This is a genomic window from Nostoc sp. PCC 9305 (genome assembly GCF_963920915.1).
GTDB lineage: Bacteria > Cyanobacteriota > Cyanobacteriia > Cyanobacteriales > Nostocaceae > Nostoc.
Window position 1 is genome coordinate 55,551 of the sequence record NZ_CAWUDN010000005.1, and the last position, 23,806, is coordinate 79,356.

Annotated in this window: 18 protein-coding genes and 1 pseudogene; 10 read left to right on the top strand and 9 right to left on the bottom strand. The window is 44.1% G+C overall.

Annotated features, from left to right (window positions below):
* Nucleotides 1–17: 17 nt before the first annotated feature.
* The gene (locus tag ACM0OX_RS03295) at nt 18–755 is read right to left on the bottom strand and encodes a Ycf66 family protein (protein WP_414513044.1); all 738 of its coding nucleotides are present in this window, start codon (nt 753–755) and stop codon (nt 18–20) included.
* 216 nt (nt 756–971) lie between these two features.
* Here ACM0OX_RS03295 and gndA point away from each other — a divergent pair, with 216 nt between their 5' ends.
* Complete coding sequence (gene gndA / locus ACM0OX_RS03300; RefSeq protein WP_414513046.1) at nt 972–2,402, top strand: NADP-dependent phosphogluconate dehydrogenase; 1,431 nt, start codon at nt 972–974, stop codon at nt 2,400–2,402.
* Nucleotides 2,403–2,556: 154 nt separating this feature from the next.
* Here gndA and ACM0OX_RS03305 read toward each other — a convergent pair whose 3' ends face one another.
* Nucleotides 2,557–3,699, bottom strand: coding sequence for a protein kinase domain-containing protein (locus ACM0OX_RS03305; RefSeq protein WP_414513048.1), 1,143 nt, complete (start codon nt 3,697–3,699; stop codon nt 2,557–2,559).
* Between the two features lie 256 nt (nt 3,700–3,955).
* The gene (cax, locus tag ACM0OX_RS03310; RefSeq protein WP_414513049.1) at nt 3,956–5,050 is read right to left on the bottom strand and encodes a calcium/proton exchanger; all 1,095 of its coding nucleotides are present in this window, start codon (nt 5,048–5,050) and stop codon (nt 3,956–3,958) included.
* 657 nt (nt 5,051–5,707) lie between these two features.
* Between cax and ACM0OX_RS03315 the strand changes: the two genes are divergently transcribed.
* Nucleotides 5,708–8,449: a DUF3536 domain-containing protein gene (locus ACM0OX_RS03315; RefSeq protein ID WP_414513051.1), complete on the top strand. Its 2,742-nt coding sequence runs from the start codon at nt 5,708–5,710 to the stop codon at nt 8,447–8,449.
* 500 nt (nt 8,450–8,949) lie between these two features.
* Here the strand turns inward: ACM0OX_RS03315 and ACM0OX_RS03320 are convergent, their stop codons facing one another.
* The 6 genes and pseudogenes from ACM0OX_RS03320 to ACM0OX_RS03345 form a co-directional block, all read right to left on the bottom strand.
* Nucleotides 8,950–9,114: a hypothetical protein gene (locus ACM0OX_RS03320; RefSeq protein WP_414513182.1), complete on the bottom strand. Its 165-nt coding sequence runs from the start codon at nt 9,112–9,114 to the stop codon at nt 8,950–8,952.
* A complete protein-coding gene (locus tag ACM0OX_RS03325; RefSeq protein WP_414513053.1) occupies nt 9,038–9,283 on the bottom strand; it encodes a hypothetical protein in 246 nt (81 codons plus the stop codon). The genes ACM0OX_RS03320 and ACM0OX_RS03325 overlap by 77 nt, the downstream gene beginning before the upstream one ends.
* A gap of 38 nt (nt 9,284–9,321) precedes the next feature.
* A complete protein-coding gene (locus ACM0OX_RS03330) occupies nt 9,322–9,567 on the bottom strand; it encodes an HNH endonuclease (protein ID WP_094352587.1) in 246 nt (81 codons plus the stop codon).
* 7 nt (nt 9,568–9,574) lie between these two features.
* On the bottom strand, nt 9,575–10,672 hold the full coding sequence (locus ACM0OX_RS03335) for a Gfo/Idh/MocA family protein (protein WP_414513055.1): 1,098 nt from the start codon (nt 10,670–10,672) through the stop codon (nt 9,575–9,577).
* Nucleotides 10,673–10,851: 179 nt separating this feature from the next.
* Entirely contained in the window at nt 10,852–11,319 is a 468-nt protein-coding gene (locus tag ACM0OX_RS03340) for a DUF4870 domain-containing protein (RefSeq protein WP_414513057.1), read from the bottom strand.
* A gap of 197 nt (nt 11,320–11,516) precedes the next feature.
* Nucleotides 11,517–11,715, bottom strand: a pseudogene (locus ACM0OX_RS03345) (sigma-70 family RNA polymerase sigma factor); the annotation flags it as partial.
* 436 nt (nt 11,716–12,151) lie between these two features.
* Between ACM0OX_RS03345 and ACM0OX_RS03350 the strand changes: the two are divergent.
* The 8 genes from ACM0OX_RS03350 to ACM0OX_RS03385 all read left to right on the top strand — a co-directional run bounded on the left by ACM0OX_RS03350 (nt 12,152) and on the right by ACM0OX_RS03385 (nt 23,805).
* A complete protein-coding gene (locus tag ACM0OX_RS03350) occupies nt 12,152–14,497 on the top strand; it encodes an NACHT domain-containing protein (protein ID WP_414513059.1) in 2,346 nt (781 codons plus the stop codon).
* Nucleotides 14,498–14,726: 229 nt separating this feature from the next.
* Nucleotides 14,727–16,814, top strand: coding sequence for a glycosyltransferase (locus ACM0OX_RS03355; protein ID WP_414513061.1), 2,088 nt, complete (start codon nt 14,727–14,729; stop codon nt 16,812–16,814).
* 23 nt (nt 16,815–16,837) lie between these two features.
* Nucleotides 16,838–17,404: a hypothetical protein gene (locus tag ACM0OX_RS03360; RefSeq protein ID WP_414513063.1), complete on the top strand. Its 567-nt coding sequence runs from the start codon at nt 16,838–16,840 to the stop codon at nt 17,402–17,404.
* 54 nt (nt 17,405–17,458) lie between these two features.
* On the top strand, nt 17,459–19,291 hold the full coding sequence (locus tag ACM0OX_RS03365; protein WP_414513065.1) for an ABC transporter ATP-binding protein: 1,833 nt from the start codon (nt 17,459–17,461) through the stop codon (nt 19,289–19,291).
* On the top strand, nt 19,288–21,093 hold the full coding sequence (locus ACM0OX_RS03370; RefSeq protein ID WP_414513067.1) for an ABC transporter ATP-binding protein: 1,806 nt from the start codon (nt 19,288–19,290) through the stop codon (nt 21,091–21,093). Before ACM0OX_RS03365 ends, ACM0OX_RS03370 begins: the two co-directional genes overlap by 4 nt.
* A 276-nt stretch (nt 21,094–21,369) precedes the next feature.
* Nucleotides 21,370–21,954 carry an acyltransferase gene (locus tag ACM0OX_RS03375; protein WP_414513069.1) on the top strand — a complete coding sequence of 195 codons (585 nt, stop codon included), beginning with the start codon at nt 21,370–21,372 and terminating at the stop codon, nt 21,952–21,954.
* On the top strand, nt 21,954–22,634 hold the full coding sequence (locus ACM0OX_RS03380) for an acyltransferase (RefSeq protein WP_414513071.1): 681 nt from the start codon (nt 21,954–21,956) through the stop codon (nt 22,632–22,634). Before ACM0OX_RS03375 ends, ACM0OX_RS03380 begins: the two co-directional genes overlap by 1 nt.
* On the top strand, nt 22,624–23,805 hold the full coding sequence (locus ACM0OX_RS03385; RefSeq protein WP_414513073.1) for a hypothetical protein: 1,182 nt from the start codon (nt 22,624–22,626) through the stop codon (nt 23,803–23,805). Before ACM0OX_RS03380 ends, ACM0OX_RS03385 begins: the two co-directional genes overlap by 11 nt.
* The last annotated feature ends 1 nt before the right edge of the window (nt 23,806 follow it).

Consider the following 23,806-nt stretch of genomic DNA (forward strand, 5'->3'; position numbering starts at 1 on the left):
GTTGGGTTTCACTACATTCAACTAGCTTGATTAGGCGGTATTTGTTCCGGTGGCGTTTCCGCTGGGGGAGCGAGTACCGCATCTGGCGCAATGTCTTCTACGGGAATCGGTTGCTTATCCTCAATTTCAAAATCTGGTTGCGCTGCTTCCACCAATTCAGGAGATGGGGGATGTGGGGGAATCGCTTCCGGTACACTTTCGGTTTTTCCTTCGGTGTCGGTAGTAACTGTCTCCTCTGCTGGTGGTTCTGGTATGACAATAGTTTTGTCAATAATCTCAATAGTAGGTTTCTCTGAGAGTACAGAGGTAATATCTTCAGGTTTGGGGGTTGTGGGTGTTTTTTTACTCACAGTCTGCTGCACCTTGTCTTTCGCGCCACTGAAGGTGCTACCAAGACCTTTTTGCAACTGGCCCAGCCGTTCCTGAAGGGACAACTTATTCACCTGTTCTTGAATGCCAGTTTTTACCGTCTCAGCACTGGGTACTTGGGTTTGTTGTGCCTGTGGGGTCAATTGCCGACGTAATGATAGAGTTTGCCAGCCAAACCAGACCAAAAGAGCCACACTAGCCACATGACCCAGCAACAAACCTCCAGTAATGCGTGGTGCAAACACCCATAAAACTAAAGCGTAGAATAATCCTACGCCACTCCAGATAAAGTCATTCTTGCGGTGGATTTCTGGGAAAAAGAAAGCTGCTATATAAATGGCTAAACTACCAAGACCCACTACCAAAGCTAGGACAAATGCCAGCATTATTTGGTTACTCCTTACTGCGTCCTTTAATTATTTCAATTTTGCAAATTTTGCCAGTCAATTGTTGATTTAGATACAATTTAAAATTAATTATCCATGTTAGTTGTGGATTTTTGTCGTTTATATCAAGTCTTAAGGTCTTCTTTAGGGGAGAACGGAAAATATCGGACTACCCTTATAGGTAAAGGATCTGCAAGAGTTAGCCAGAAATTTTTTATGACACTACAAAGCTTTGGTGTGATTGGATTAGCCGTTATGGGTGAGAACATCGCTCTCAACGTGGAGCGCAATGGCTTCCCAATTGCAGTTTACAACCGCTCCCGCGAAAAAACGGATGCGTTTATGGCGCAGCGTGCTACAGGACGGAACGTCAAAGCCGCCTTTACTCTAGAAGAATTCGTTGCCTTATTGGAACGTCCCCGCAAAATTCTAGTAATGGTGCAAGCTGGTAAGCCAGTGGATGCGGTGATTGCTCAACTCAAACCCTTGTTAGAAGAAGGCGATATCATTATCGACGGTGGCAACTCTTGGTTTGAAGATACGGAACGCCGCACTCAGGAATTAGAACCTACTGGGCTTCGGTATCTTGGTATGGGTGTCAGTGGCGGTGAAGAAGGGGCGTTGAATGGCCCATCTCTGATGCCTGGAGGTACAACAAGCTCTTACGAGTTTCTATCACCAATTTTCAACAAAATTGCTGCCCAAGTCGATGATGGCCCTTGTGTAACCTATATTGGCCCTGGTGGTTCTGGCCACTATGTGAAAATGGTACACAACGGCATTGAGTATGGCGATATGCAGCTAATTGCTGAAGCCTACGACTTGCTGAAAAATGTCGCTGGATTAAACCCCAGTCAGCTACATGACGTGTTTGCTGAATGGAACACCACCGATGAACTCGATTCATTTTTGATTGAGATTACGAAGAATATCTTCCCATATATTGATCCAGACACAAATCAACCCCTGGTCGATTTGATTGTTGACGCTGCCGGTCAAAAGGGAACTGGACGCTGGACTGTGCAAACTGCCTTGGAATTAGGAGTCTCTATTCCTACAATTACAGCAGCAGTTAATGCCCGGATTATATCTTCGATTAAAGAGGAGCGGGTAGCAGCATCGAAAGTCCTCACAGGCCCAAGTGTCAAGTATGACGGGCAAACCAAGGACTTTATCAACAAAGTACGCGATGCTCTCTATTGCTCAAAAATCTGTTCTTATGCTCAAGGGATGGCGTTGCTATCCACAGCTTCCAAAACATATAACTGGAATTTGAATCTGGGCGAAATGGCACGGATTTGGAAAGGCGGTTGTATTATTCGCGCTCGCTTCTTGAATAAGATTAAGAAGGCTTTTAGCGAAAATCCAGCTTTGCCTAACTTGCTGTTAGCTCCCGAATTTAAGCAGACAATTCTCGACAGACAGACTGCTTGGCGGGAAGTGATTGCGACAGCTGCAACAGTGGGAATTCCAGTACCCGCATTTAGCGCATCCTTGGATTATTTTGACAGCTATCGCCGCGATCGCTTGCCTCAAAATCTAACTCAAGCACAACGCGACTACTTCGGCGCACATACCTACCTGCGTCTTGATAAGCCCGGAAGTTTCCACACTGAATGGGTTCCTATTGCTGAAGCGGAGAAGTAAGGTTTCGCTTATCTGTATGAGGATATTCTGAAAGGTTAGTTAATTTCAAAATACAGATTTAGAAGTGGCTCTGAGTTTCAGAGCCACTTTTTTAACGAACCGCAGAGGCGCAGAGAACGCAGAGGATAATAGCAATTCTTTATTTTTATTTATTTTAAGGGTTATTATTACCAAGATATTTGGCTTTTAATTCTTCTAATTCTTCATCTATTTTGTTTGTACTAGAAGGCTGAGGCGTGGGGTTTTGTGGCTGTATTTTATTTGGTTGAGGTTTGCTGTTACCCATAAATTGGGTTTTCATTTCTTCTAATTCCCGCTCCAGTTGACTAGGAGATTTCGATACAAAATTGGGTGGAGAATTTGGTGGTGATTGAGGGATAGGCTTTGGTGCTATTGCTGGTTTTGCTGCTGCTGGCGAGTATTTATTTAAGTCTTTGAGAACTTCGTCTACTGTTTGATAACGCCGAATGGGGATACTTGCTAGCATCTTGTTGAGAATGCGACTCAATTCATTACTGACGGGAGTTTGCAAGTATTGTTGCCATACCCAAGTATCGTTGTTGGTATCATAAGAATCGAAGGGCGATCGCACTGTTAATAAATTAATACAAGTCGCACCCAAACTGTAAATATCGCTGGCAAATACAGCCCTACCTCTCATTTGTTCAGGAGCAACATATTCTGGACTACCAATACTAGTACCAGTCTTATTTAAGGCAGCGCCAGTGGTAGATTTAGCAGCACCAAAATCTACTAATACTAGTTTGCGTTCGACATTGCTCTCACGAATAATATTTTCTGGCTTGATATCGCGGTGAATGACGTGTCTGGCGTGGCAAAATTGCAAAACTGACAATAAATCGTTTAATAGTTGCCAAATTTGTGTTTCATTAAAAGCACCTTTATGTGCCAATTCCTGGGCTAAGTTTTGCCCGTCGATAAATTCTTGTACAAGATACTGCCGATTTTCTTGAGTAAAATATGCCAGTAGTTCGGGAATTTGGGGATGCTTGCCCAATTCATCTAACTGCACTGCTTCTTGGTTAAATAACTCTACGGCTTTGGCAAGAGTGCTAGTGCCTTGGGATTGGGGATAAAATTGCTTAATTACGCAGCGTGGTTTTGAGGGTTTATCCTCATCTACAGCTAAGAAAGTTTTGCCAAAACCACCTTGTCCGATTGGTTTGATAGCACGGTAACGTTCTTTGAGGAGTAATTTGGTACCGCAAGTCCGGCAAAACTTAACATCATCAGGATTTTCCGGCTTGGGACAATGGGGATTAAGGCAGTAGCTCATACAGGCGATCGCTCTTATATCTCTTTATTTTACTGGCGTTAAGGGTGGAGACTTTTGCGAATCCGTTAAAATATGAGCGATCTCTACGATGGGCTACTCGGCGTCGCACTACTTACTAACTAGTACAGCGCGGCGGAAATCAAGCCACCATTTTAAACAAGCAAAAGCCTTGATATACAAGCTTTTGAACGCCAGTTGCTTCAAGTCGGCAGAGCCGCCCAACGCACTGGCTCCTTTTGATTTCCGCCTTGCGGTACTAACCCATACCTTCCATCACTGGGTGGAAGTAGAAGGCGAACCCCAATACTGTATAAGCAGCTAATAACAAAGTACCTTCTAGCCAATTGGACTTACCATCGGAACTAATACTGTTGGCAATCAACACTGACACAACCACAGCGACTAATTCAAAGGGTTTGAAATCCAAATCCATTGGTTTACCTAATACCCGCCCTGCTATCACCAACACGGGTGCAACAAATAGGGCAATCTGCATACTCGATCCCACGGCTACCGAAAGGGAAAGATCCATCTTATTTTTCATTGCCACGGTGACTGCTGTAGCGTGTTCAGCCGCGTTACCGACGATGGGAACCAATATCACCCCTGTAAACAGCGCCGTCAAACCTAGCTGAGATGTGGCCACTTCTAGAGAATCTACTAGCATTTCTGACTCAATTGCCACTAGTAAGGTGCATATTAGCAGCACACCAACCCATAACATCATATTTGGTTTTGCGTGAGGGGTTTCTTCTTGTTCTTCTGTCTCTGCTACACCTACATCATACAAATAGGAGTGGGTTTTCATCGAAAATAGCAGCGTTAAGGCATAAACCAAGATTAAGACTACGGCAACAGCAATAGAAAGATTTTGCAGTGTTTCTTCGTTAATTCCTTGAGAAGTATAATTCATTGCCGTTGGCATCAAAATGGCAATCACTGCCAAATTCATCGAAGCAGCATTCACCCGCGCCACAATTGGCTGAAATGTCTGTTCTTTGTAGCGCAATCCTCCCAAAAGCATGGAAAAACCCATCACCAGTAGTAAGTTGCTAATAATCGATCCCGTGATACTAGCTTTGACTACATCTATTAACCCAGCGTTCAGGGCTACTAAGGCAATGATTAATTCTGTAGCATTGCCAAAGGTGGCATTTAACAAGCCCCCTAATGATGGCCCCACTACGACAGCAATTTCTTCTGTCGCTGTACCCATCCAAGCTGCTAAAGGCAGAATTGCTAATCCAGCTGTAATGAAAACTGTCAATTCTCCCCATTCCAGAAAGTGGGCTGCTACAGAAACCGGGATAAACAGTAGTAAAGCGAAAAGAATAATGTTTTTGGTTGACATTTGTTGTCTTAAGTTGAGGGTATCATTCACAGCGAGCAATCCTAAGTTTCAAATTTGGAGTGTTGAATTAACAATCACTTTCACTCAGCACTCCCATAGGATACTCTCAACCGCTTGTAGAACAATTCAGAGATTGTACTGTTTTCCGTTCGCCGCTGTGGATGTTGTGTAAAGCAAAATTGCGATATAATGAGTTCTCGTAATCTTTTGTTGCAAAAGTATGAATCTGAGCCAAAGTATTACATCAAAAATGGGGTTTAATATATTAAAAGACAATTAAAATTTTGATTGGCGCTAAAGAAGAAAAAACCCCTAACTGAGGCTTTGTTCAATGGCTAATTATTTTAAGCCTTCAGGGAAAGGGCTGTGCGATAACGCAGATTTCCCACTACAATAGACCTCTTGCATAAATCAAAAATAAGAAAGAACCCCACCCCGCCAAAGCTACGCTTTGTCTCCCCTCCCCGCAAGCGGGGAGGGGTTGGGGGTGGGGTATTAGGGACTTTTGCAAGAGGTCTAATTAAACCGCTTTGTCAAAAATTTAGTTGGATTTCATAGTTGTTGTTTATACCGGATTTTGTGTTCAAACTATTGGAGAAAGGTTTATGCACAATTACTTCGGTGCAAATGCAAGTTTTTTGTTTTGGATAAATATACATGACTTCTGCTGCTGAAATGCCAGCTAGCTCTGGCTCAACGTTAACATTACATTCAGATCCCAATAACACCAAAGAAACCGATCCCCTGAACAAGGCTAATGGTGTTTATGTGACGGTGCATGGTCATTTTTACCAGCCACCAAGGGAAAACCCTTATCTGGACGCAATTGAACGCCAACCGAGCGCTGCACCTTTCCATGATTGGAATGAGCGGATTCATTGGGAATGCTATCGTCCAAACGCCTTTGCCAGAGTCTTAAATGACCAAGGTGAAGTGGTGGGGATCGTTAATAATTACGAGTATTTCAGTTTTAATATTGGCCCAACGCTGATGTCGTGGCTAGAACGCTACGATGTGGAAGTTTATCAGCGGATTTTAGAGGCGGATGCCAAGAGTAGCGATCGCTTACATGGTCACGGCAATGCGATCGCGCAAGTATACAATCACATCATCATGCCTCTGGCGAACGAGCGCGACAAATATACCCAAATTCGCTGGGGTAAAGAAGACTTCCGCTCCCGCTTTGGCCGCGATCCCGAAGGAATGTGGCTAGCAGAAACGGCTGTAGACTACGCAACCTTAGAAGCTCTTGTGGCTGAAGGTATTCGCTTCATCGTCCTTGCACCATCTCAAGCACTGCGTTGCCGTCCCCTCCCCACAGAAGATCGTTCCCATTCTGAATGGATCGAAGTCGGTGGTAGTCAGATTGATTCCACCCGTCCCTATCGTTGTTATTTGAAGCCCACACTAGACACTTCATCTTCACCTCTGAGTGCGTTGGGCTACGCCCCGCCGGAGGCGATCGCCACTAGCCCCAACGATAGTAGTACAGAAGAATTACCCTACATTGATATCTTCTTCTACGATGGGCCGATATCGCGGGATATGGGTTTTAGTGATGTCGTTTATAATTCCAGTCACTTTGCCGGCCGGATTGGTTCGGCGGTGCGTGGGGATCATCGTCCAGCACAGCTAATTTCTGTGGCGACAGATGGGGAAACCTTTGGACACCACAAAAAGGGAACAGAGAAAACTTTAGCCTACGCCTTTACCAAAGAGTTTCCTCAACAAGGTTGGACGGTGACGAACTTCGCCCACTACTTGAGCTTAAATTCTCCCAGTTGGGAAGTGGAATTAAAGTCAGTCACAGCCTGGAGTTGCGCCCACGGTGTCGGCAGATGGGAGGATGACTGTGGTTGTGGTGGAGAGGGCGGTGTTTGGCATCAGAAATGGCGTCGTCCCTTGCGGGATGCCCTCAATTGGCTGCGGGATCAGCTAACTGAAGTGTATGAAGAACATGGTAGACAGTTATTTCGCGATCCTTGGCTAGCGCGAGATGAATATATCCAAGTATTGCGCGATCGCTCTGCTAGCAATGTCAACCGTTTCCTCGCCCGTCATCAAACCCACAAACTAACCGCAGCCGAACAAGTAGACGCCCTGCGCCTATTGGAAATGCAGCGTCACGCTTTGCTGATGTTCACTAGTTGCGGTTGGTTTTTTGAAGAAATTTCCCGTCCAGAGGGGACACAAATTCTGCGCTACGCTTCCCGTGCGTTGGAATTGGCGGGGGAAGTGGCTGGTGTGCAGTTAGAAAAAGGCTTTGTCAAACGTCTTGGTTTAGCTCCCAGTAATGTGGAGCAGTTCAAACACGGTGCAGAAATTTATCGGCAACTCGTGTTAACTGCCCAGCTTGGCTTTAAGCAAGTAGCAGCCCATTACGCCATTACTTCCCTGTTTACTAATCAGAAACCAGCACAGACGCACAATTCTTTGCCTAGAAAAGATGTGGCTGACAAACAGTCTCAGCGTTACCACAAAAAAGTTTATTGCTATGCTGCTAATGAGCTAGATTACCAACTGCAACGCATGGGATCGCTAACTCTGGCTGTCGGAAGCTTAAAGTTGGTATCAGAGATTACTTGGGAAAGTGAGAATTTGGTATTTGCGGTTCTCCATTTGGGAGGCTGGGATTTTCACTGCTGTATTCAACAATTTACTGGGCGACGTGACTACAGCCAATTAAAAGAAAAACTGTTTGGGGCACTACAACAAGCTAGTGCAGCTCATACGATCTTGGCGATGACACAGCTATTTGGTGAAGAAGCTTTCAGCTTACAGAATCTATTTGCTGAAGAACGCCACCGGATTATGGGGCTGCTTAGTCAGGAAACACTGACACGTTTAGGACAGTTGTATACTCAAGCCTACCGCGATAATTATGGTGTACTAATGGCATTTCATCGAGATGAAATAGCAGTACCACAAGAGTTGCAGGTAGCAGCAGATATTGCTTTAGGGCATCGCTGTCTGATGACATTGCGATCGCTTGAACAAGAGATTGCCGATCCCCAAAAGAGTTGGAATCACATCTTAGAATTAGAGGCGATCGCTACTGAAGCAAAACATCTGCGTTGTCGGCTGAATATTCCCGACGGTAAGCAAATGTTAGAACAGTTAATTGCGCGATCGCTCTGGCAATTGTTGCACGATGCCAATGGTAGTTTTAATGCAGATATCCAACTATTGGAGCGATTGATTGATGTCGGGGATCAACTAAATATTGACATTTCCCTACAGCGATCGCAGGAACTATATTTTAGTTGTCTGCAAAGTCAGATAGCACCGGTGTGTATTACTAACCTTGGTAATGAAGGAGATAATCAGTGTCTTCAGTTGCTCAAGTTGGGCAAAAAGTTAGCCGTTGATGTTAGCTCGATCTCAAATCAGTTGGGATAGATGTAGTGGCGCACAGCAGTACATTGGTGTCAACGTTTTGCCCTCACCCCCAGCCCCTCTCCCTTGGGGCTACGGTGTACACACAAGTAGAAAAAAGCTTGATTTTCCATTGTTCTCTCGTTTATCTCGAACACAAGCTCTGCGTGGGAATGCTCCTCGTTGAGGCTCTGCCTCCAATCTGGCATTGAGTCTCTGACTCAAGGAATGCATTCCCAGTCGGAGACTGGGAACGAGGAAAAGTCCTATCAAACAAGGTTTTTAGGACTTGTGTGTACACCGTAGCTCCTTTGGGAGAAGGGGTTAGAGGATGAGGGCGTGAGGGATTTGCAAAACGCCTATCCGATATAGTTTTCAACTTAAGTCAAAACCTAGTTGCCAGCTAAAGATTGGGAACGAGGTAAATATATTTGGATTAAAATTTCATACAGAGAGAAGGGGATAATTATCCCCTTTGATTTTTACAATGAATTACAAGTTAGTGAAGTACACAACGATTCATCTCAAGTCCAGGTAATAAAGCTTGTTTTACTCATGTTAGCGCAGCGGGGCGTAGCCCATTCTGACTCCTGAATTCTGCTGTAACTTTCTTTACCTAACGTGGGAGCGATCGCAATGGTAGGGATAAAGCCACTCACACTTAAAGAGTCCACGGGTATGTTTTTCAAAAAATGTTCCTGCATGGCGTCCAGGTGATATATCGATCCCAGCTTTAGTTTTAATCTCATATAACCAGGGAAAGGCTACTACTAACATAGCTGTGATAGCGAAGAGGTAAATAATTGTAGTTTTAATGTTGGGAAATCTTCGGGAATTGCTATTGTGATTTTGAGGCATAGAAATGAGGAGAAACTAATAGCTCATACCATCGTAACCTAAAGCTGAAAATATCGCCGAAAACGCGGATCGATATTATCTGTTTTCTGCTGATTACAGGTAAAACAGAGAGTTTGGAGGTTACTGATATCATTTTGACCCCCACGAGCAAGGGGAATAATATGATCGATACTGAGGTTAGTTTCTACATTAGTTTTACCGCAACTTCGGCATTGATATTGGTCGCGTTGAAAAACATATTTTTTGACTTCTGGTGGGATACGAATGCGAGGAGTTTTGCTCATTTGTTTTCTAGTTACTCAGAAATTCTTCCAAACTAGGTACATCTAACCAACTTGCTTTTTGATGCGATTCATGAGATAAATCCATCAACAACTGAGAATAAATTCCTTCGCGTAGTGATGGTGTAATTTCCTGATTGCGTTCAATTCCTTGCACCCATTGCTCTACTACGCGGATAAATGCCGAAATCCGGCCATCAGCATAATTTTTGGAAAAAATTAACCGATTCGGTATTTCTATTTCTGTTAGAGGTTTACCTGGCTGGGAACCCCAAACACGAAAACCATGTATATAATCTTTTTGATTTTCACTGCCTACAATTAATGTACCGCGATCGCCATATACTTCTACCCAATGAGTTCTTGCTGCATGAACCACTGCGCTGATAGAAAGTTGGCAAGGTGTACCATTGGCTAATTCCAACGTTAATATACAATTGTCATCTGTATTCACTGCCTTAGATTCCCCGCTAATCGGGTCAATTCGTGTAGGAATAGCAGTAGTTAAATGAGCGTTTAATCTACGCACTGGCCCAAATAACCAGTGAATATAATCGAAGGCGTGAGAACCTAAAGATCCCAATGCACCGCCTCCTTTCTCTTTATCAGAATACCAATTCCAAGGGCGTGAAACATCAGCACGAGAAGAACCTAACCAATCAATTTTAATTAGACGTAACTCACCCACATACTTTTCTGACAATAACTCTGCAAACAATTGCCATGCTGGTACAAAGCGAAATTCAAAGTCTACAGTTGCAATAACGCTTTTTGCTTTAGCTAACTGATAAAGTTCTTTTGCTTCAAATGCATTTAAAGTTGTCGGTTTTTCTAGTAATAAATGTTTTCCAGCTTGCAATACGGTTTTTGCCATTTCATAGTGCAAAAAGGGCGGTGTCGAAATGCTGACGGCTTGCACTTCTGGTAATGCCACAATATCTGCGAGTGAGTCGCAAGCGTGGGGGATATTATGGGATTCTGCTATGGCTTTGGCTTTATTTATATCTCGATTATAAACAGCAACTACCTCAGTGCGAGGATGTGCTTGGAATCCCGGTATGTGGACTTTTTGACCAAATCCAGTGCCTGCGATCGCAACTCCAATCATCTAGTTTTTATCCTCATTTTTATGCAACTTATTATTTACTTAATATCCTTTGAGAATTCATATCTAATGTGTAGTTATATCAAACTTCGTAGATAATCTTTTTCCTCCTGTTTGGCGGTTGCTATTGAGTTAGAACATCTAGCGATCGCTTTTTTAATCTAGTATACTATCAGATAGGATTATCGTAAAACTCTAATTGTAAAGGGATAACGATAATGCTCCCCATTGTAAGCTTTAACAGCAGCAAAAGTCACTACAAAAGATTGTAGTAATAGTTTGAATAAAATTAATGACACAAGTATAATCAATAAGCTATCTAAAGTATTTTTTATGCCATTGATTGAACCATTATTAGTCATTGCTAAACTAAAGCTAATTAATATTACAATCAAAGATACCGTTATCATAATAAAAGTGTAGAAAGTTAAAGAAATTTGAAAATTTAATGACTCCTTACATTGTAAATCAATCCAAGGATATTGAGATTTTTTAAAGCGCCAAATTAGGAGTGGAGACAAAACATTTAAAGGTAAATATAAAGGAATACCAAGAAATACCAAAAAACACAATAATATCCACCCTAGCAAAGCCGAGAGATGACAAAACATTGCCCATATACGCATTTGTTGTTTAGTTTTTTCTTTCATGGCTTTTTATTTGTAAGTGGATTTAGCTGATAATTACTCACTATAATTATCTATAAAAAAGCCAAACCAGAGTTAAAATCTGAGTATTTCTCGGTCATATAAATTATACCTGCGTAGGTGTAGCTAGTTGATACCATGTCCGCTTAAAAACTTATCATTAAAATCGCACAGATGCAGATGGGAGAGTTTTTTGGGCTTTCTGCTTCCCTCTTTTGGTACAAAGTTTCGCGAATAGCACTGCTAAAGATGGCGTTGACGTAGCTTTTTAAGGTAAAACCTTTGAGAATTTTATCAACTTGGGCGATCGCAATCTGAAAGTTTGTATTGAGTACTGGTAAAACTAGCAACTATCTTTTGGCATACCCAATAGCAAGGTTCTTGTAAATAAGCGATGAGTGCAATAAGTCTGTCTGCGATCGCATTCAGCAGAATGTATGACTTAACGTATAAGTTATATCACTTAAGTTTGCTTTTATTTGTATATCTATCCTACCTTTCCTACTTTTCCTACTTTTCCTACTTTTAATTAAATTACGTATTGAAAATAACGCAATACTAAAAAATATTGTTTTTCCCAGAAAAAGCTAAAATGTAAGCCATAAGGAGGAGGAAAGCCCCGAAATAAATTAGTTATTTTTAAAAGCCAATAATAAAACTGCTCGTATTAATGAATATTAATTACACTACATTAATTACGCTAATTACAATATTGGATTTAGATTTTAGAAAAAACTTGATATAACTCCAACTTTAAAATGACATAATCATAAATTAATAATTAATTTATTAAAAGCTTCCTTAAATTGATAACTGGAGATTCAAAAACTGGTCTATGGCACGACGTTCGTTAAAAGCATCTACTGTAGGTATTGAGAAAGCAAAAAGGGCTTTTAAAATCAGAGAATGGACACAAGAGTATTTAGCTAGTGAGGTAGGACTTGAGACTCGACAGCCAATCTGGAAATTTTTTACAGGTAAACCGATTGAGCGTCAGAACTTTATGGAGATATGCTTCCGACTTGGTTTAGATTGGCAAGACATTGCTGAACTACCCAATCAGAGGCTACTGATAGAAAACAACCAGGAATGGGAAGACTGCCAAGATGTCGAAAGCTTAGTGCAAATGTTGCGATCGCGTCTAAGTGATAAGATTAAATCTCAATGTGCCACTACGCGGTTGTTAGATATCGATCAACCAATTCAACTAGAAGAAATTTATGTCAGCACCAATATTCTGAATAATATTACAAGTCGAAGATGGATAGACATCCTCGAGCTACAAAGCTTCATTCCTGAAGAGTTCAACTCTTTTGCTTCTAATCAACTTTATCAAGAACGAGTTTCTGCAATCCAAGCAGTTATCACCTATCCCAAACTCATGGTACTAGGTAAACCAGGGTCTGGTAAAACCACGTTTTTACAGTATATTGCTATGCAATGCAATCAAGGCAAATTATTATCAGACCGGATACCAATTTTTATTCGCTTGAAAAACTTTGCCGAGGATGCTAGAGAATCTGGAAATTACAGTTTATTGAACTATATTAGTCAAGAGCTTGCCAACTGCGGAGCTTCAGACCAAGAAATTCAAACATTACTAGTTAGTGGCAAAATATTAATTCTACTGGATGGCTTAGATGAAATTCCAGAATATGATAACGCCAAAATCATCACTAAAATTCGCAGTTTTTCTGCAAACTATTACCAAAATAAGTTGATCCTAACATGTCGTATCGGTTATCAACAGTATCAGTTCGAGGAATTTAGCGATGTTGAAATTGCTGATTTTGATTGTTCTCAAATTGAGGCTTTTGTGCAAAATTGGTTTGTCAACGTTAGCAAGAATTCCATCCCAAAAGGAAAAGCCTTAGCTTGTCAGTTCGTGCAAAAATTACAGTTATTAGAGAATCAACAAATTCGAGAACTAGCTGTCAGACCACTTTTGCTTAATTTGGCTTGTTGTGTGTTTCAAGCTTGCTCGGACTTTCCAATTAGAAGGGTCGAATTTTACAACCAAGGATTGGACATTTTGCTCAATCGCTGGGATAAAGTGAGGAACATTAAACGAGATGAAATTTATTTTCATTTGTCTTTAGCTCAAAAGCTTGAACTGCTGAGTCAAATTGCTGCTATTACCTTTAAGCAAGATCATTACTTTTTCACACAAAGTATTGTCGAGCAATACATTACGGACTACCTCTGTAACTTACCCATAGCCCAAACTGAGCCTGAGATACTGCAACTCAACAGTGAAGCAGTACTGAAATTGCTTGAGACACATGGATTACTGATAGAGCAGGCGCAGGGAATTTACTCGTTCTCGCATATAGCTTTTCAGGAGTATTTAACAGCTAAAAATATTATTAATAGCCCCAACCCACAAATATTAGAAAAAAAATTAGTCAATCTGGTTAGCCATTTAACTAAACCACGTTGGCACAAAATCTTTTTACTAACCGCTGGTATGTTGGATAGTCCCACTTGTCTGTTGCAATTAATGAAGCAACATATCGATCGGCTTGTCGCCTTCGATCGGCAATTACAAAAGTTCTTCAACTGGCTTAACCATAAGTCTCTTTCAGTTCAGTCTACTCATAAAAGAGTCGCTATTCGTGCCTTTTATCTAACACTAGAACTTCTCGACGACCTGAGCTTGAATAATGACTTGGCTTTTTCGCTTGGCATCGATCTCAGGCTGACTAGTAATCTTACCCCTGATTTAGCTCTAGATATAGCTCTTCATTGTGCCCTTCACTTAAGCCTTGCCCTGGCTTACGAACCGACATTGGATCGAGTTTTGGCTTTAAGCTATACTCTCCCAGATCGCCAAACTCTTGTCTGTAATCCTGAGTTACAAAGTTCTTTGCAAAAACTCAAAGAACAATTACCGACCCCAGTTCAAGGCAGAGAAAACTTAAAAGAATGGTGGAATACTAATGGTCAAACTTGGGCTAATGAATTGAGGTTGGTGATAGTTCGGTGTCGCAATATTGGACATCAATGGCAGTTTAGCGAGCAACAGAAAGAAATACTCAAACAGTACTATACTGCTAGCCAGTTATTGGTAGATTGCCTCAATAGTGCTTGTAAAGTAACTCCAACCGTACCAGAAAGTATTTTAGCAACGTTATTGTTACCTACCGTTAAAGCAGAGAGCAAGTTTATAAACCATAATTGACCAACTGCATACAAAACTAGACTGAAAGTATACGTTAATTCATACATTTGCATAAACGCGATCGCAAACGTACTGCTGACACAGTATTAAGTATTACTAAATTGTTAATTAACAGCGATTATGGTGGTACTAACGCCAAATATGCTGCGAATGCATTAATGAGCTAAGTATATGTGTGTTTCTGTTTTTGAGCAAACTGACGTAGCGTTTCAGCAGCAAGGAAATAAATTTGCAGTCAATCGTCGGGGGTAATTTGCAAAACTTGACTTCAACACCCTCTGGCTTCTGTGCTGAACCACTTGCAAAAAGCGAGGTAGTCACAGTAAGAGGTAAGTTTTTCTTTATTAGAGATCAAAAGTTTTTTCTTAAAGGAGTGAGTTACGGCCCTTTTTCCATCGGTAGCCACGGTGAGTCTTTTCCAGAAAAATCAGTTGTGGAAAAAGATTTCGCCATGATAGCAGAAATGGGGGCGAACTGTCTGCGTACCTATACTGTTCCACCTGATTGGCTGTTGGATCTAGCTGCAATCTATGGTCTGAGGCTGTTAATTGGTATACCTTGGTCTCAGCATATTGCCTTCCTCAACTCTTCTGTTGTCAAAGCAGAAATCCGTAACTGCATTGTTCAAGGAGTTAAAGTTTGCCGGAATCATCCCGCCACCTTTGCCTATTTGGTGGGCAATGAGATTCCTCCAGATATTGTCCGATGGCATGGAGCAAAACCAGTTCGGGCTTTTATTAAAGAGTTAATGGCGGTAGCAAAAGACAGCGATCCCGAAGGTTTGGTGAGTTATGCCAATTACCCCTCTACAGAGTATTTAAATATTGACTTTACTGATTTCTCATGCTTTAACGTTTACTTGCATCGGGAAACAGATTTTCGTCGCTACCTCTCACGACTCCATAACCTTGCCGAGGATAAACCTCTAGTACTGAGTGAGTTTGGTGTTGACTCAATGCGTGAAGGAACCCAAGCCCAAGCCGAAATTCTCTCTCAAAAGCTGTCATCTAGTTTTGAGATGGGAGCAGCCGGGACAATAATATTTTCTTGGACGGATGAATGGTTTACTGGCGGATATGCCATACAGGATTGGGCTTTTGGTCTAGTTGACGCCGAACGGCTCAAAAAGCCCGCCTTTGAGACAGTTCAGGAGTATTACACAGCACCTCTACCGCCAGTGCTACCTGATTATCCCAAAGTCTCAGTGATTGTCTGCGCTTACAATGCTGAACGCACGATGGATAGTTGTCTAGCTTCTCTCAAAGAACTCAACTATCCCAACTATGAAGTCATTGTAGTTAATGATGGATCGAGCGATCGCACTCTCGAAATTACTCAACATTACGACTATGTACGCCTAATTAACCAAGAAAACAAGGGATTAAGCGTCGCCCGCAACGTCGGTATGACCGCCGCAACTGGCGAGATTGTCGCCTATACCGATTCTGATTGTATGGCAGATCCAGACTGGCTCACCTATCTGATCGCCAAGTTTCTCTCCTCTGGACTAGCTGCAGTAGGCGGGCCAAACTTATCTCCCCCAGAGGACTCTCTTGTTCCCGCCTGCGTTGCCGTCTCTCCTGGCGTACCTACCCACATACTTTTGAGTGATGAGGTAGCCGAACATATTGCTGGCTGTAACATGGCTTTTCGTCGGGAGGTTCTACAAGAAATTAACGGCTTCAACCCGATATTTCGTACTGCTGGGGATGATGTCGATATCTGCTGGCGACTGCAAGATCGAGGTTACACCATTGGTTTTAGCCCAACAGCAATCGTATGGCACTTTCGCCGTAACACTGTAGCTGCCTATCTCAAACAACAGCAAGGTTATGGCAAAGCAGAAGCACTCGTTTATTTTCAGCATCCTTACCGCTTTAACCTTCTGGGACAGCCTTCTTGGTTGGGGAGAATCTACGGAGATTTATCTACATTTCTTCGTATTGGTCAACCAATTATCTACTCCGGGGTGTTTGGTCGGGGTCTGTTTCAAACGTTGTACGAGCCTTCCTCATCTCTCATTTCTTACCTCCCTCTGACACTGGAGTGGAATGTCGCAGCATTGATCCTATTTGTCTCTGCGCTTTTGTCTGGCGATCGCCCGTGGTTCGGTGCAGCAATGTTCTTTATCTCTTTTAGCTGGTGTGTAGCTGGTGCTATACAAGCGCGGATTGACTCTCGTTTTCTCAAAAGAAGGGCACGGTTGCTGGTGGCGCTATTGATTTACCTGGGGCCGATTGTACGTAGTATAGAGCGCTATAAGTGGCGAATCAAAGAACTTAAGAAAGCCGAGCCGATAAAGTTTGACGATCTGTAAATAAAAATAAAAGCATTAAAAAAATGACTCAAACACTAACTCAAGCAGATTTAATTCAGTTTGATTTGCCAGCGCACAGAGTAAATATTTCCTGGTCTGATCGCACCTATGAGTTGTCCTATTGGACAGAAGCAGGAATCGAGAAGGAGAACCTGCTGCAAAAAGTGATGGATTTACTCTTAGCCCACAAATATTTCATTGCGATCGATCGAGGCTGGAGCGACTGGGATTTAGAGGTTTACCAGGGAATTTGGTCAAAAGTTCAGCTGAAAGTATGTACTGAAAATCATGGAGGGAAGAAAAGAGTTTTGAGAGTGCGGTGTGCCCTGAGAATGTCACAGTTAGCCATTATGGCGATGGTTGGCTATTGTCTGTTCGCAATTGTGGCGATCGTTCTGGGAATGCCAGAAGTAGCAAAACTAACAATTGCACTCGGTACGCTCAACGCCACTGTCATCTTATATCAGAACTTCCAGTTGGGACGTGTTCTTTACCAAGTACTGGAGATTGTTGCCAAAAGAATTTACTTGCTGCCAATACAAACCACCAACAACCAGTCTGTCGCAGAAAGTGTAATATTACAGCCATGACAAACGTCTTGGTACTCCAGTAAGCAAATGGCCAGACGGGAGGTAAATCTGCAAATGAGGCAAGAGATCAAAGCAATAATGCATCGATATGGGCAGATGCTCCGATATCCGCTGCGCCAGTGGCGTACCTTAATCGCAATCCTCGGTCTCACGGCTGGCGCTTCAGCCACCACCACACTTCAACCTTGGCCAATGAAAATCCTGGTGGATTATGCTTTCGGCCAGGCAGTCATCCCGCCGCCGGTTCGCTCATTCCTGGGGACTTTGAACCTGGCGCTTACACCATCACTGCTGGTCATTGTCGCCGCTGTTTGTAGCTTTGGACTTTATGCTCTAAACGCTACCTTGGAAACTAGCCTTAGCTGGGCCTGGAGTGCTGCCGGGCAAGGTATGGTCTACGAACTGGCCCAGAAACTGTTCTATCGTTTGCAACGCCTTTCACTGCTGTTCCATAGCCAACGGACTGTCGGTGATTCCCTCAGCCGTCTGACCGGAGATACCTATTGCGTTTACACCTTGAGCGGTGCTTTGCTGATTTCACCTGTGCAATACCTACTGACGCTAGCAACTATTAGCATCGTCGCCTGGAATCTGAGTCCTTTACTAACACTGCTTTCGCTTTTTGTAGCCCCAATGATGGGTGGTTCAGCCCTTGTTTTTGGTTCCCGACTCAAGCGCCGGACAAAACTTAACCGCGAAGCCCAGTCCCGCCTCACCAGCTTTGTCCACCAAACGGTAACAGCAATCCCCATGATTCAGGCATTTGGTAGAGAGAGTTACAATACCCGGCAGTTTGAGCATTTAGCGGCAGACGCAGTTGTTCTCTCACAACGCGAAACTCTGCTCAAGAGTGTTTACGGTGTGGCGAATGGTACTGTGACAACCATTGGTACTGCGATCGTTCTGTATGTGGGCGGGCAGCAGGTGTTATTGGGCGCTATGAGTATCGGCAGCTTGCTTGTCTTCTTAGCATATCTACAATCTATACAAGGAGCATTTAAGGGTCTATTTGGCATATACGGGAGCCTGAAGTCTGTAGATGCCAATATAGATAGAGTGTTAGAGGTTTTGGATGCTCAAGATGGGGTACAAGATGCCCCTACTGCCAGACCATTGCCAGTTCGTTCGCCGGGAGAACGCGGGTATGTATGTTTAGAGAAAGTCACCTTTGGTTACGAACCTAACTATCCCGTTCTCAAAGAAATTACCCTAGAAGCGCGACCGGGAGAAACGATCGCACTAGTAGGCGCGACAGGTGCTGGTAAGAGTACACTGGTTTCCCTGATTCCCCGCTTTTTTGACCCTTGGCAGGGACGAGTCCTCTTTGATGGGGTGGATGTCCGAGATGTGCAACTGAAAAGCTTGCGCGAGCAAATTGCTTTGGTGCTGCAAGAGCCGTTTTTACTGCCGCTCTCGGTGGCAGAGAACATTGCCTACGGGCGTCCAGAAGCAAGCCTAGCGAAGATTGTCGCAGCAGCCAAAGCGGCCAAGGCGGACGACTTCATCCAACAGTTGCCCCAAGGGTATGACACCTCAATCGGTGAAAGAGGGGCACTCCTCTCTGGAGGACAGAAACAGCGAATAGCGATCGCCCGCGCCCTGCTCAAGGATGCACCAGTACTGATTCTTGATGAACCTACTTCTGCCCTGGATGCCCAGACTGAGACTTTACTATTGGAAGCTTTAGATCGCCTGATCGAAGGACGGACTACGTTTATTATTGCCCATCGACTTTCCACGATTCAACGAGCAGATCGGATTGTGGTTCTGGAACAGGGAAAGGTTGTGGAGATGGGAACGCACCAAGAGTTGCTGGCTGTTGGTGGTTTCTATTATCGTTTGCACTCCTTGCAGTTTTCCAAACCGACGCAGGAGGTCGTTCTATGAAACTGTGGTGGTTGCGATTGGCACGTTACGCCCTGGTTCGTTGGCGCGGGCTTACGTTTGTCATGCTGCTAATGCTGATTAATGTAGGTCTAAATGTACTCAAGCCTTGGCCTTTGAAGTTGATCGTTGATTGCGTCCTGAACAAGCAATCGCTGCCAAATAGCGTTGTTTGGCTCAAAACCTTGCCTGTTAGTGAATCCGATATGCAGTTGCTCGGTTGGTTAGCAGGTGCCACAATCGTTCTATTTTTATCTGGTGAGGGAGTTCGGCTGATACAGGAATATATTGGAGCTGGTGTTGGCAGCCAGATGGTTTATGACTTGGGAGCAGCACTGTTCGATCGCTTACAGCATCTTTCTTTGAGATTCCACAACCAACAGCGTGCTGGCGATTTGGTTAGGCGGGTGATGACCGACAGCATCTGTATTCAGAATCTGGCAATGGGGGTTTTTCTGCCCGTGCTTACTTCTCTGGTGAATTTGGTCGCAATGTTCGCTGTGATGTGGCAGATTAATCACTTGCTTTCACTGCTCTCGCTGATGATTGCTCCTTTAATAATCTTACTAATTTGGGTCTTTAACCAGCCCATGACTGAACGAACCTATCAGTATCAGCAATTTGAAGGTGAGATCGTCGCACTCAGCGAGCAGACCTTGACAGCGCTACCGATTATTCAAGCATTCGGACGTGAAGCACACGAAGATGAGCGCTTTCGCTACCTGTCTCAAAAAGCCCTGCAAGCTTATGTACGCTCCATCCTTGCCCAGATGCAATTTAAAGTTGGGGTGGGCGGGGTAACAGCAGTTGGAACCGCAGCAATCATGGCTTACGGTGGCTGCCAGGTTTTGGATGGATCGCTCTCAATTGGTTCTTTACTAGTTTTCCTCTCTTATCTCGCCTCCTTGTACGTGCCGATGGCAACTCTAGCTTATATGTCGTCCAGTTTTGCGGCAGCGGCTGCTAGTGCTCGGAGAGTGTTAGAGGTTTTGGATGCTCAAGATGGGGTGCAGGATGCTCCTAATGTTAGACCATTGCCAGTTCGTCCAGTGGGAGGACGCGGACACGTATGTTTAGAGAAAGTCACCTTCGGTTACAAACCGAACTATCCCGTCCTTCAAGAAATTACCCTAGAAGCGCGACCGGGAGAAACGATCGCACTGGTAGGAGCAACGGGTGCTGGCAAAACTACCCTAGTCTCTCTAATTCTCAGGTTTTTTGACCCCTGGCAGGGACGAGTTCTTTTTGATGGGGTAGATGTACGAGAGGTGCAACTGAAAAGCCTGCGCAAGCAAATTGCCCTAGTGCTGCAAGAGCCGTTTTTGCTGCCGATAACTATTGCTGAGAACATTGCCTATGGCTGCTTTAATGCCAGCCGCGAAGCGATTGTCAAAGCCGCCCAAGCTGCCAATGCTGACACCTTTATTCAACGATTACCCCAAGGTTATGACACGGTAATTGGTGAGCGCGGAGCCACACTTTCAGGAGGAGAGAAGCAACGGTTAGCGATCGCCCGCGCCCTGCTCAAGGATGCTCCAGTGCTAATTCTGGATGAACCTACCTCCGCCCTGGATGCTCAAACCGAGTTTCTGCTGCTGGAAGCTTTAGAGCGATTGATGGCAGGACGGACTACGTTTATCATTGCCCATCGCCTCTCGACAATTCAACGAGCCAACCGAATCGTAGTTTTGGATCGGGGGAAAGTAGTAGAGATAGGAACTCATGAGGAGTTGCTAGCGGTTAGTGGCTATTACAAGAGGTTGTATAAACTACACTTCGGCTCAACTCAACCAGCATCAGCTTAGAAACTGGAAGCATTTAAAAGAGATACACACAGCAATTACCCAAACTATCCGAGGATTAAAACACTGATATATTGATTAATTTAATAACGAAATTATACTGATTTTTCACACTCTAACCCAATACGGTTCAGTTAAGGCTAAAACTCTTTATTAAAGTCAATTTTTTTAACGAACCGCAGAGGCACAGAGGGAACAGAGAGAGGAAAAAAATGCTTAACTGAACCGTATTGCACTCTAACCGACCGTTTACCAACCCACTTTGATTCGCATTACAACATGCAGCGCTCCTCTGAATTTGTGAATGATTTACCCAGCCAAACAATAGCTCTTCCACCCAATGTCCAGGTGGGACTCAACAGTGTTATCAACCATGATGAGCGCTGTTTTGCTCGCTTTCAAAGCCGCGTTAATCCCGCGCTGCTCGTCGGTGAAAACTGCACGTTGGATTATGTCCACTTGGCGCTAGGCGAAACTGCTAGGGTTGAAATTGGAAACTATTGCTATTTGACTAGTGTTATCCTGCTTTGCGAACAGGAAATTTGCATCGGCAACTATGTGGTTTTGGGATGGAATACCACGATCGCTGACACTGACTTTCATCCAATCGCACCAGCAGAACGAATTGCAGATGCGATCGCTTGCTCTCCTCTGGGAAAAGGACGGCTCCGCCCTCCTGTGATCCGCCAGCCGGTGATTATCGAGGATGATGTTTGGGTTGGCCCCAATGTCACAATTCTCAAAGGAGTTCGCATCGGTGCGGGAGCTTGGATTGAGGCTGGGGCATTGGTGACACGGAATATACCGCCCCGTAGCAGAGTGATGGGCAATCCAGCCCAGGTGATTGGGGAGGTAGAAGCCTAATGGAAGCCACACGAACATTACCTTGGGATTGGTATCCGGGAACAATTCCCGATAATGTTGTTTTAGAAGACGACACTTACATTGAAACTAGCCTCAGCTTTAAACTTTACCGCAGCCAATTGCCAGTAGGGCTACGATTGGGCAAAGCATCTGCTGTATATAAAGATACTATGTTCGACCTGGGTTCCCGCGCTCAGGTAAAGGTGGGGGAATATGCATTGATTCATGGTGCCCGCATTGTCTGCGATGCCGAATTGAAGATTGGCAATTATGCTTTAATCTCCTGGCAAGTCGTCTTCATGGATACCTACCGCTTACCGTTCGACATTGCCAAGCGACGAAAAATTTTAGAACAAGCATCGTGTCAAGCTTCTCGATACCCTAGCGCCGATGTCCCAGCCCAACCAATTTGGATTCAAGATAACGTCTGGATTGGATTTGATGCCTGTATTTTGCCAGGGGTGACAATCGGTGAAGGAGCGATCGTTGGTGCGCGATCTGTTGTTAGCCAAGATGTTCCACCATACACCGTTGTGGCTGGCAATCCTGCCCGGATCGTTCGGCAGTTAGAAGGAGGTAGGAGGCAGGTGGCAGTTAGAAGGAGGCAGTTAGAAGGAGGCAGGAGGCAGGAGGCAGGAGGCAGGAGGCAGAAGGTAGGAGGTAGCGAGCATGAATCGTAAACCCCCCAGTAAGGGAAAAATTATTGTCTTCGGGATTTTGTTTTGGTATCCCCTAGCAGGAGTAACCTATCAATTTCTCCACTATATGTTGGGGCTGCGTCAGCTTGGCTATGACCCCTACTACATCGAAGATTCAGGACGCTGGGTTTACAACCCCTTAATCAACGACCTATCTCCAGATGCTACTGAGAACATTAAGCGAGTCGCACCAATTTTGGAGGACTATGGCTTTAAAGAGCGTTGGGCATTTCGCGGGCACTATCCAGGGGGTGAGTGTTATGGAATGAGCGAAACCCAAATTCTCAACCTATATAAGGAAGCAGACGCATTTTTGAATGTAACTGGCGCTCAAGAAATCCGTGAAGAGCATTTAGCTTGTCGTCGCCGCATCTATGTTGAGTCCGATCCAGTTGGCTCTCAGATTCGGGTTGTTCAGGGAGACGAAACCTTAATCGCCGATCTGGAAGCTCATGATACACACTTTAGCTTTGGGGAAAATCTGGGTGCGCCTGATTGTGGAATCCCAACTTCCCGCTTTCAATGGTTGCCGACTCGTCAACCGATCGCAACAGACTTGTGGTACACCTCAGATAACACGCCAGGCATCGCTTACAACACCATTACCACCTGGGACAACAAGGGAGGTAAAGATATTACCTATCAGGGTGAAACCTATTACTGGCGAAAGGCACGCGAGTTTGAAAAATTTATCGATCTGCCGCAGCAGCGCTCAGTGCAATTCGAGATTGCGGCGGCTGATATAAGTCCAGATGTCCGATACCTGCTGCAAAAATACGGTTGGAGCCAGGTAGATTCAATAGAACTCTCCCAAAATCTGAATTCTTATCGCAGTTATATTCAGCGATCGCGCGGTGAATTTACTGTAGCAAAAGATCAATACACGCGACTACATAGTGGCTGGTTTAGCGATCGCTCTGCCTGTTATTTGGCAGCAGGCCGTCCGGCGATCACCCAAGAAACAGGGTTTAGCAAATTCTTGCCCACGGGGAAGGGATTATTTGCATTCAACACTATGGAAGATATTCTCGCAGCAGTGGACGCGATCGAAAGCAACTACGAAGGCAATTGTCGGGCAGCCCGCGAAATTGCCTTAGAGTACTTTGCCGCAGAGAAAGTGATTGGCAGTCTTATGGAACGAGCAGGATTATAAG

Coding starts and splice junctions, on each gene's coding strand:
- ACM0OX_RS03305 (WP_414513048.1), bottom strand. CDS start 3,699: ATGAGCTACTGCCTTAATCCCCATTGTCCCAAGCCGGAAAATCCTGAT.
- ACM0OX_RS03350 (WP_414513059.1), top strand. CDS start 12,152: ATGGCACGACGTTCGTTAAAAGCATCTACTGTAGGTATTGAGAAAGCA.
- ACM0OX_RS03340 (WP_414513057.1), bottom strand. CDS start 11,319: ATGAAAGAAAAAACTAAACAACAAATGCGTATATGGGCAATGTTTTGT.
- ACM0OX_RS03385 (WP_414513073.1), top strand. CDS start 22,624: ATGAATCGTAAACCCCCCAGTAAGGGAAAAATTATTGTCTTCGGGATT.
- ACM0OX_RS03325 (WP_414513053.1), bottom strand. CDS start 9,283: ATGCCTCAAAATCACAATAGCAATTCCCGAAGATTTCCCAACATTAAA.
- ACM0OX_RS03370 (WP_414513067.1), top strand. CDS start 19,288: ATGAAACTGTGGTGGTTGCGATTGGCACGTTACGCCCTGGTTCGTTGG.
- ACM0OX_RS03375 (WP_414513069.1), top strand. CDS start 21,370: ATGCAGCGCTCCTCTGAATTTGTGAATGATTTACCCAGCCAAACAATA.
- cax (WP_414513049.1), bottom strand. CDS start 5,050: ATGTCAACCAAAAACATTATTCTTTTCGCTTTACTACTGTTTATCCCG.
- ACM0OX_RS03315 (WP_414513051.1), top strand. CDS start 5,708: ATGACTTCTGCTGCTGAAATGCCAGCTAGCTCTGGCTCAACGTTAACA.
- ACM0OX_RS03365 (WP_414513065.1), top strand. CDS start 17,459: ATGAGGCAAGAGATCAAAGCAATAATGCATCGATATGGGCAGATGCTC.
- ACM0OX_RS03380 (WP_414513071.1), top strand. CDS start 21,954: ATGGAAGCCACACGAACATTACCTTGGGATTGGTATCCGGGAACAATT.
- ACM0OX_RS03335 (WP_414513055.1), bottom strand. CDS start 10,672: ATGATTGGAGTTGCGATCGCAGGCACTGGATTTGGTCAAAAAGTCCAC.
- ACM0OX_RS03295 (WP_414513044.1), bottom strand. CDS start 755: ATGCTGGCATTTGTCCTAGCTTTGGTAGTGGGTCTTGGTAGTTTAGCC.
- ACM0OX_RS03330 (WP_094352587.1), bottom strand. CDS start 9,567: ATGAGCAAAACTCCTCGCATTCGTATCCCACCAGAAGTCAAAAAATAT.
- gndA (WP_414513046.1), top strand. CDS start 972: ATGACACTACAAAGCTTTGGTGTGATTGGATTAGCCGTTATGGGTGAG.
- ACM0OX_RS03360 (WP_414513063.1), top strand. CDS start 16,838: ATGACTCAAACACTAACTCAAGCAGATTTAATTCAGTTTGATTTGCCA.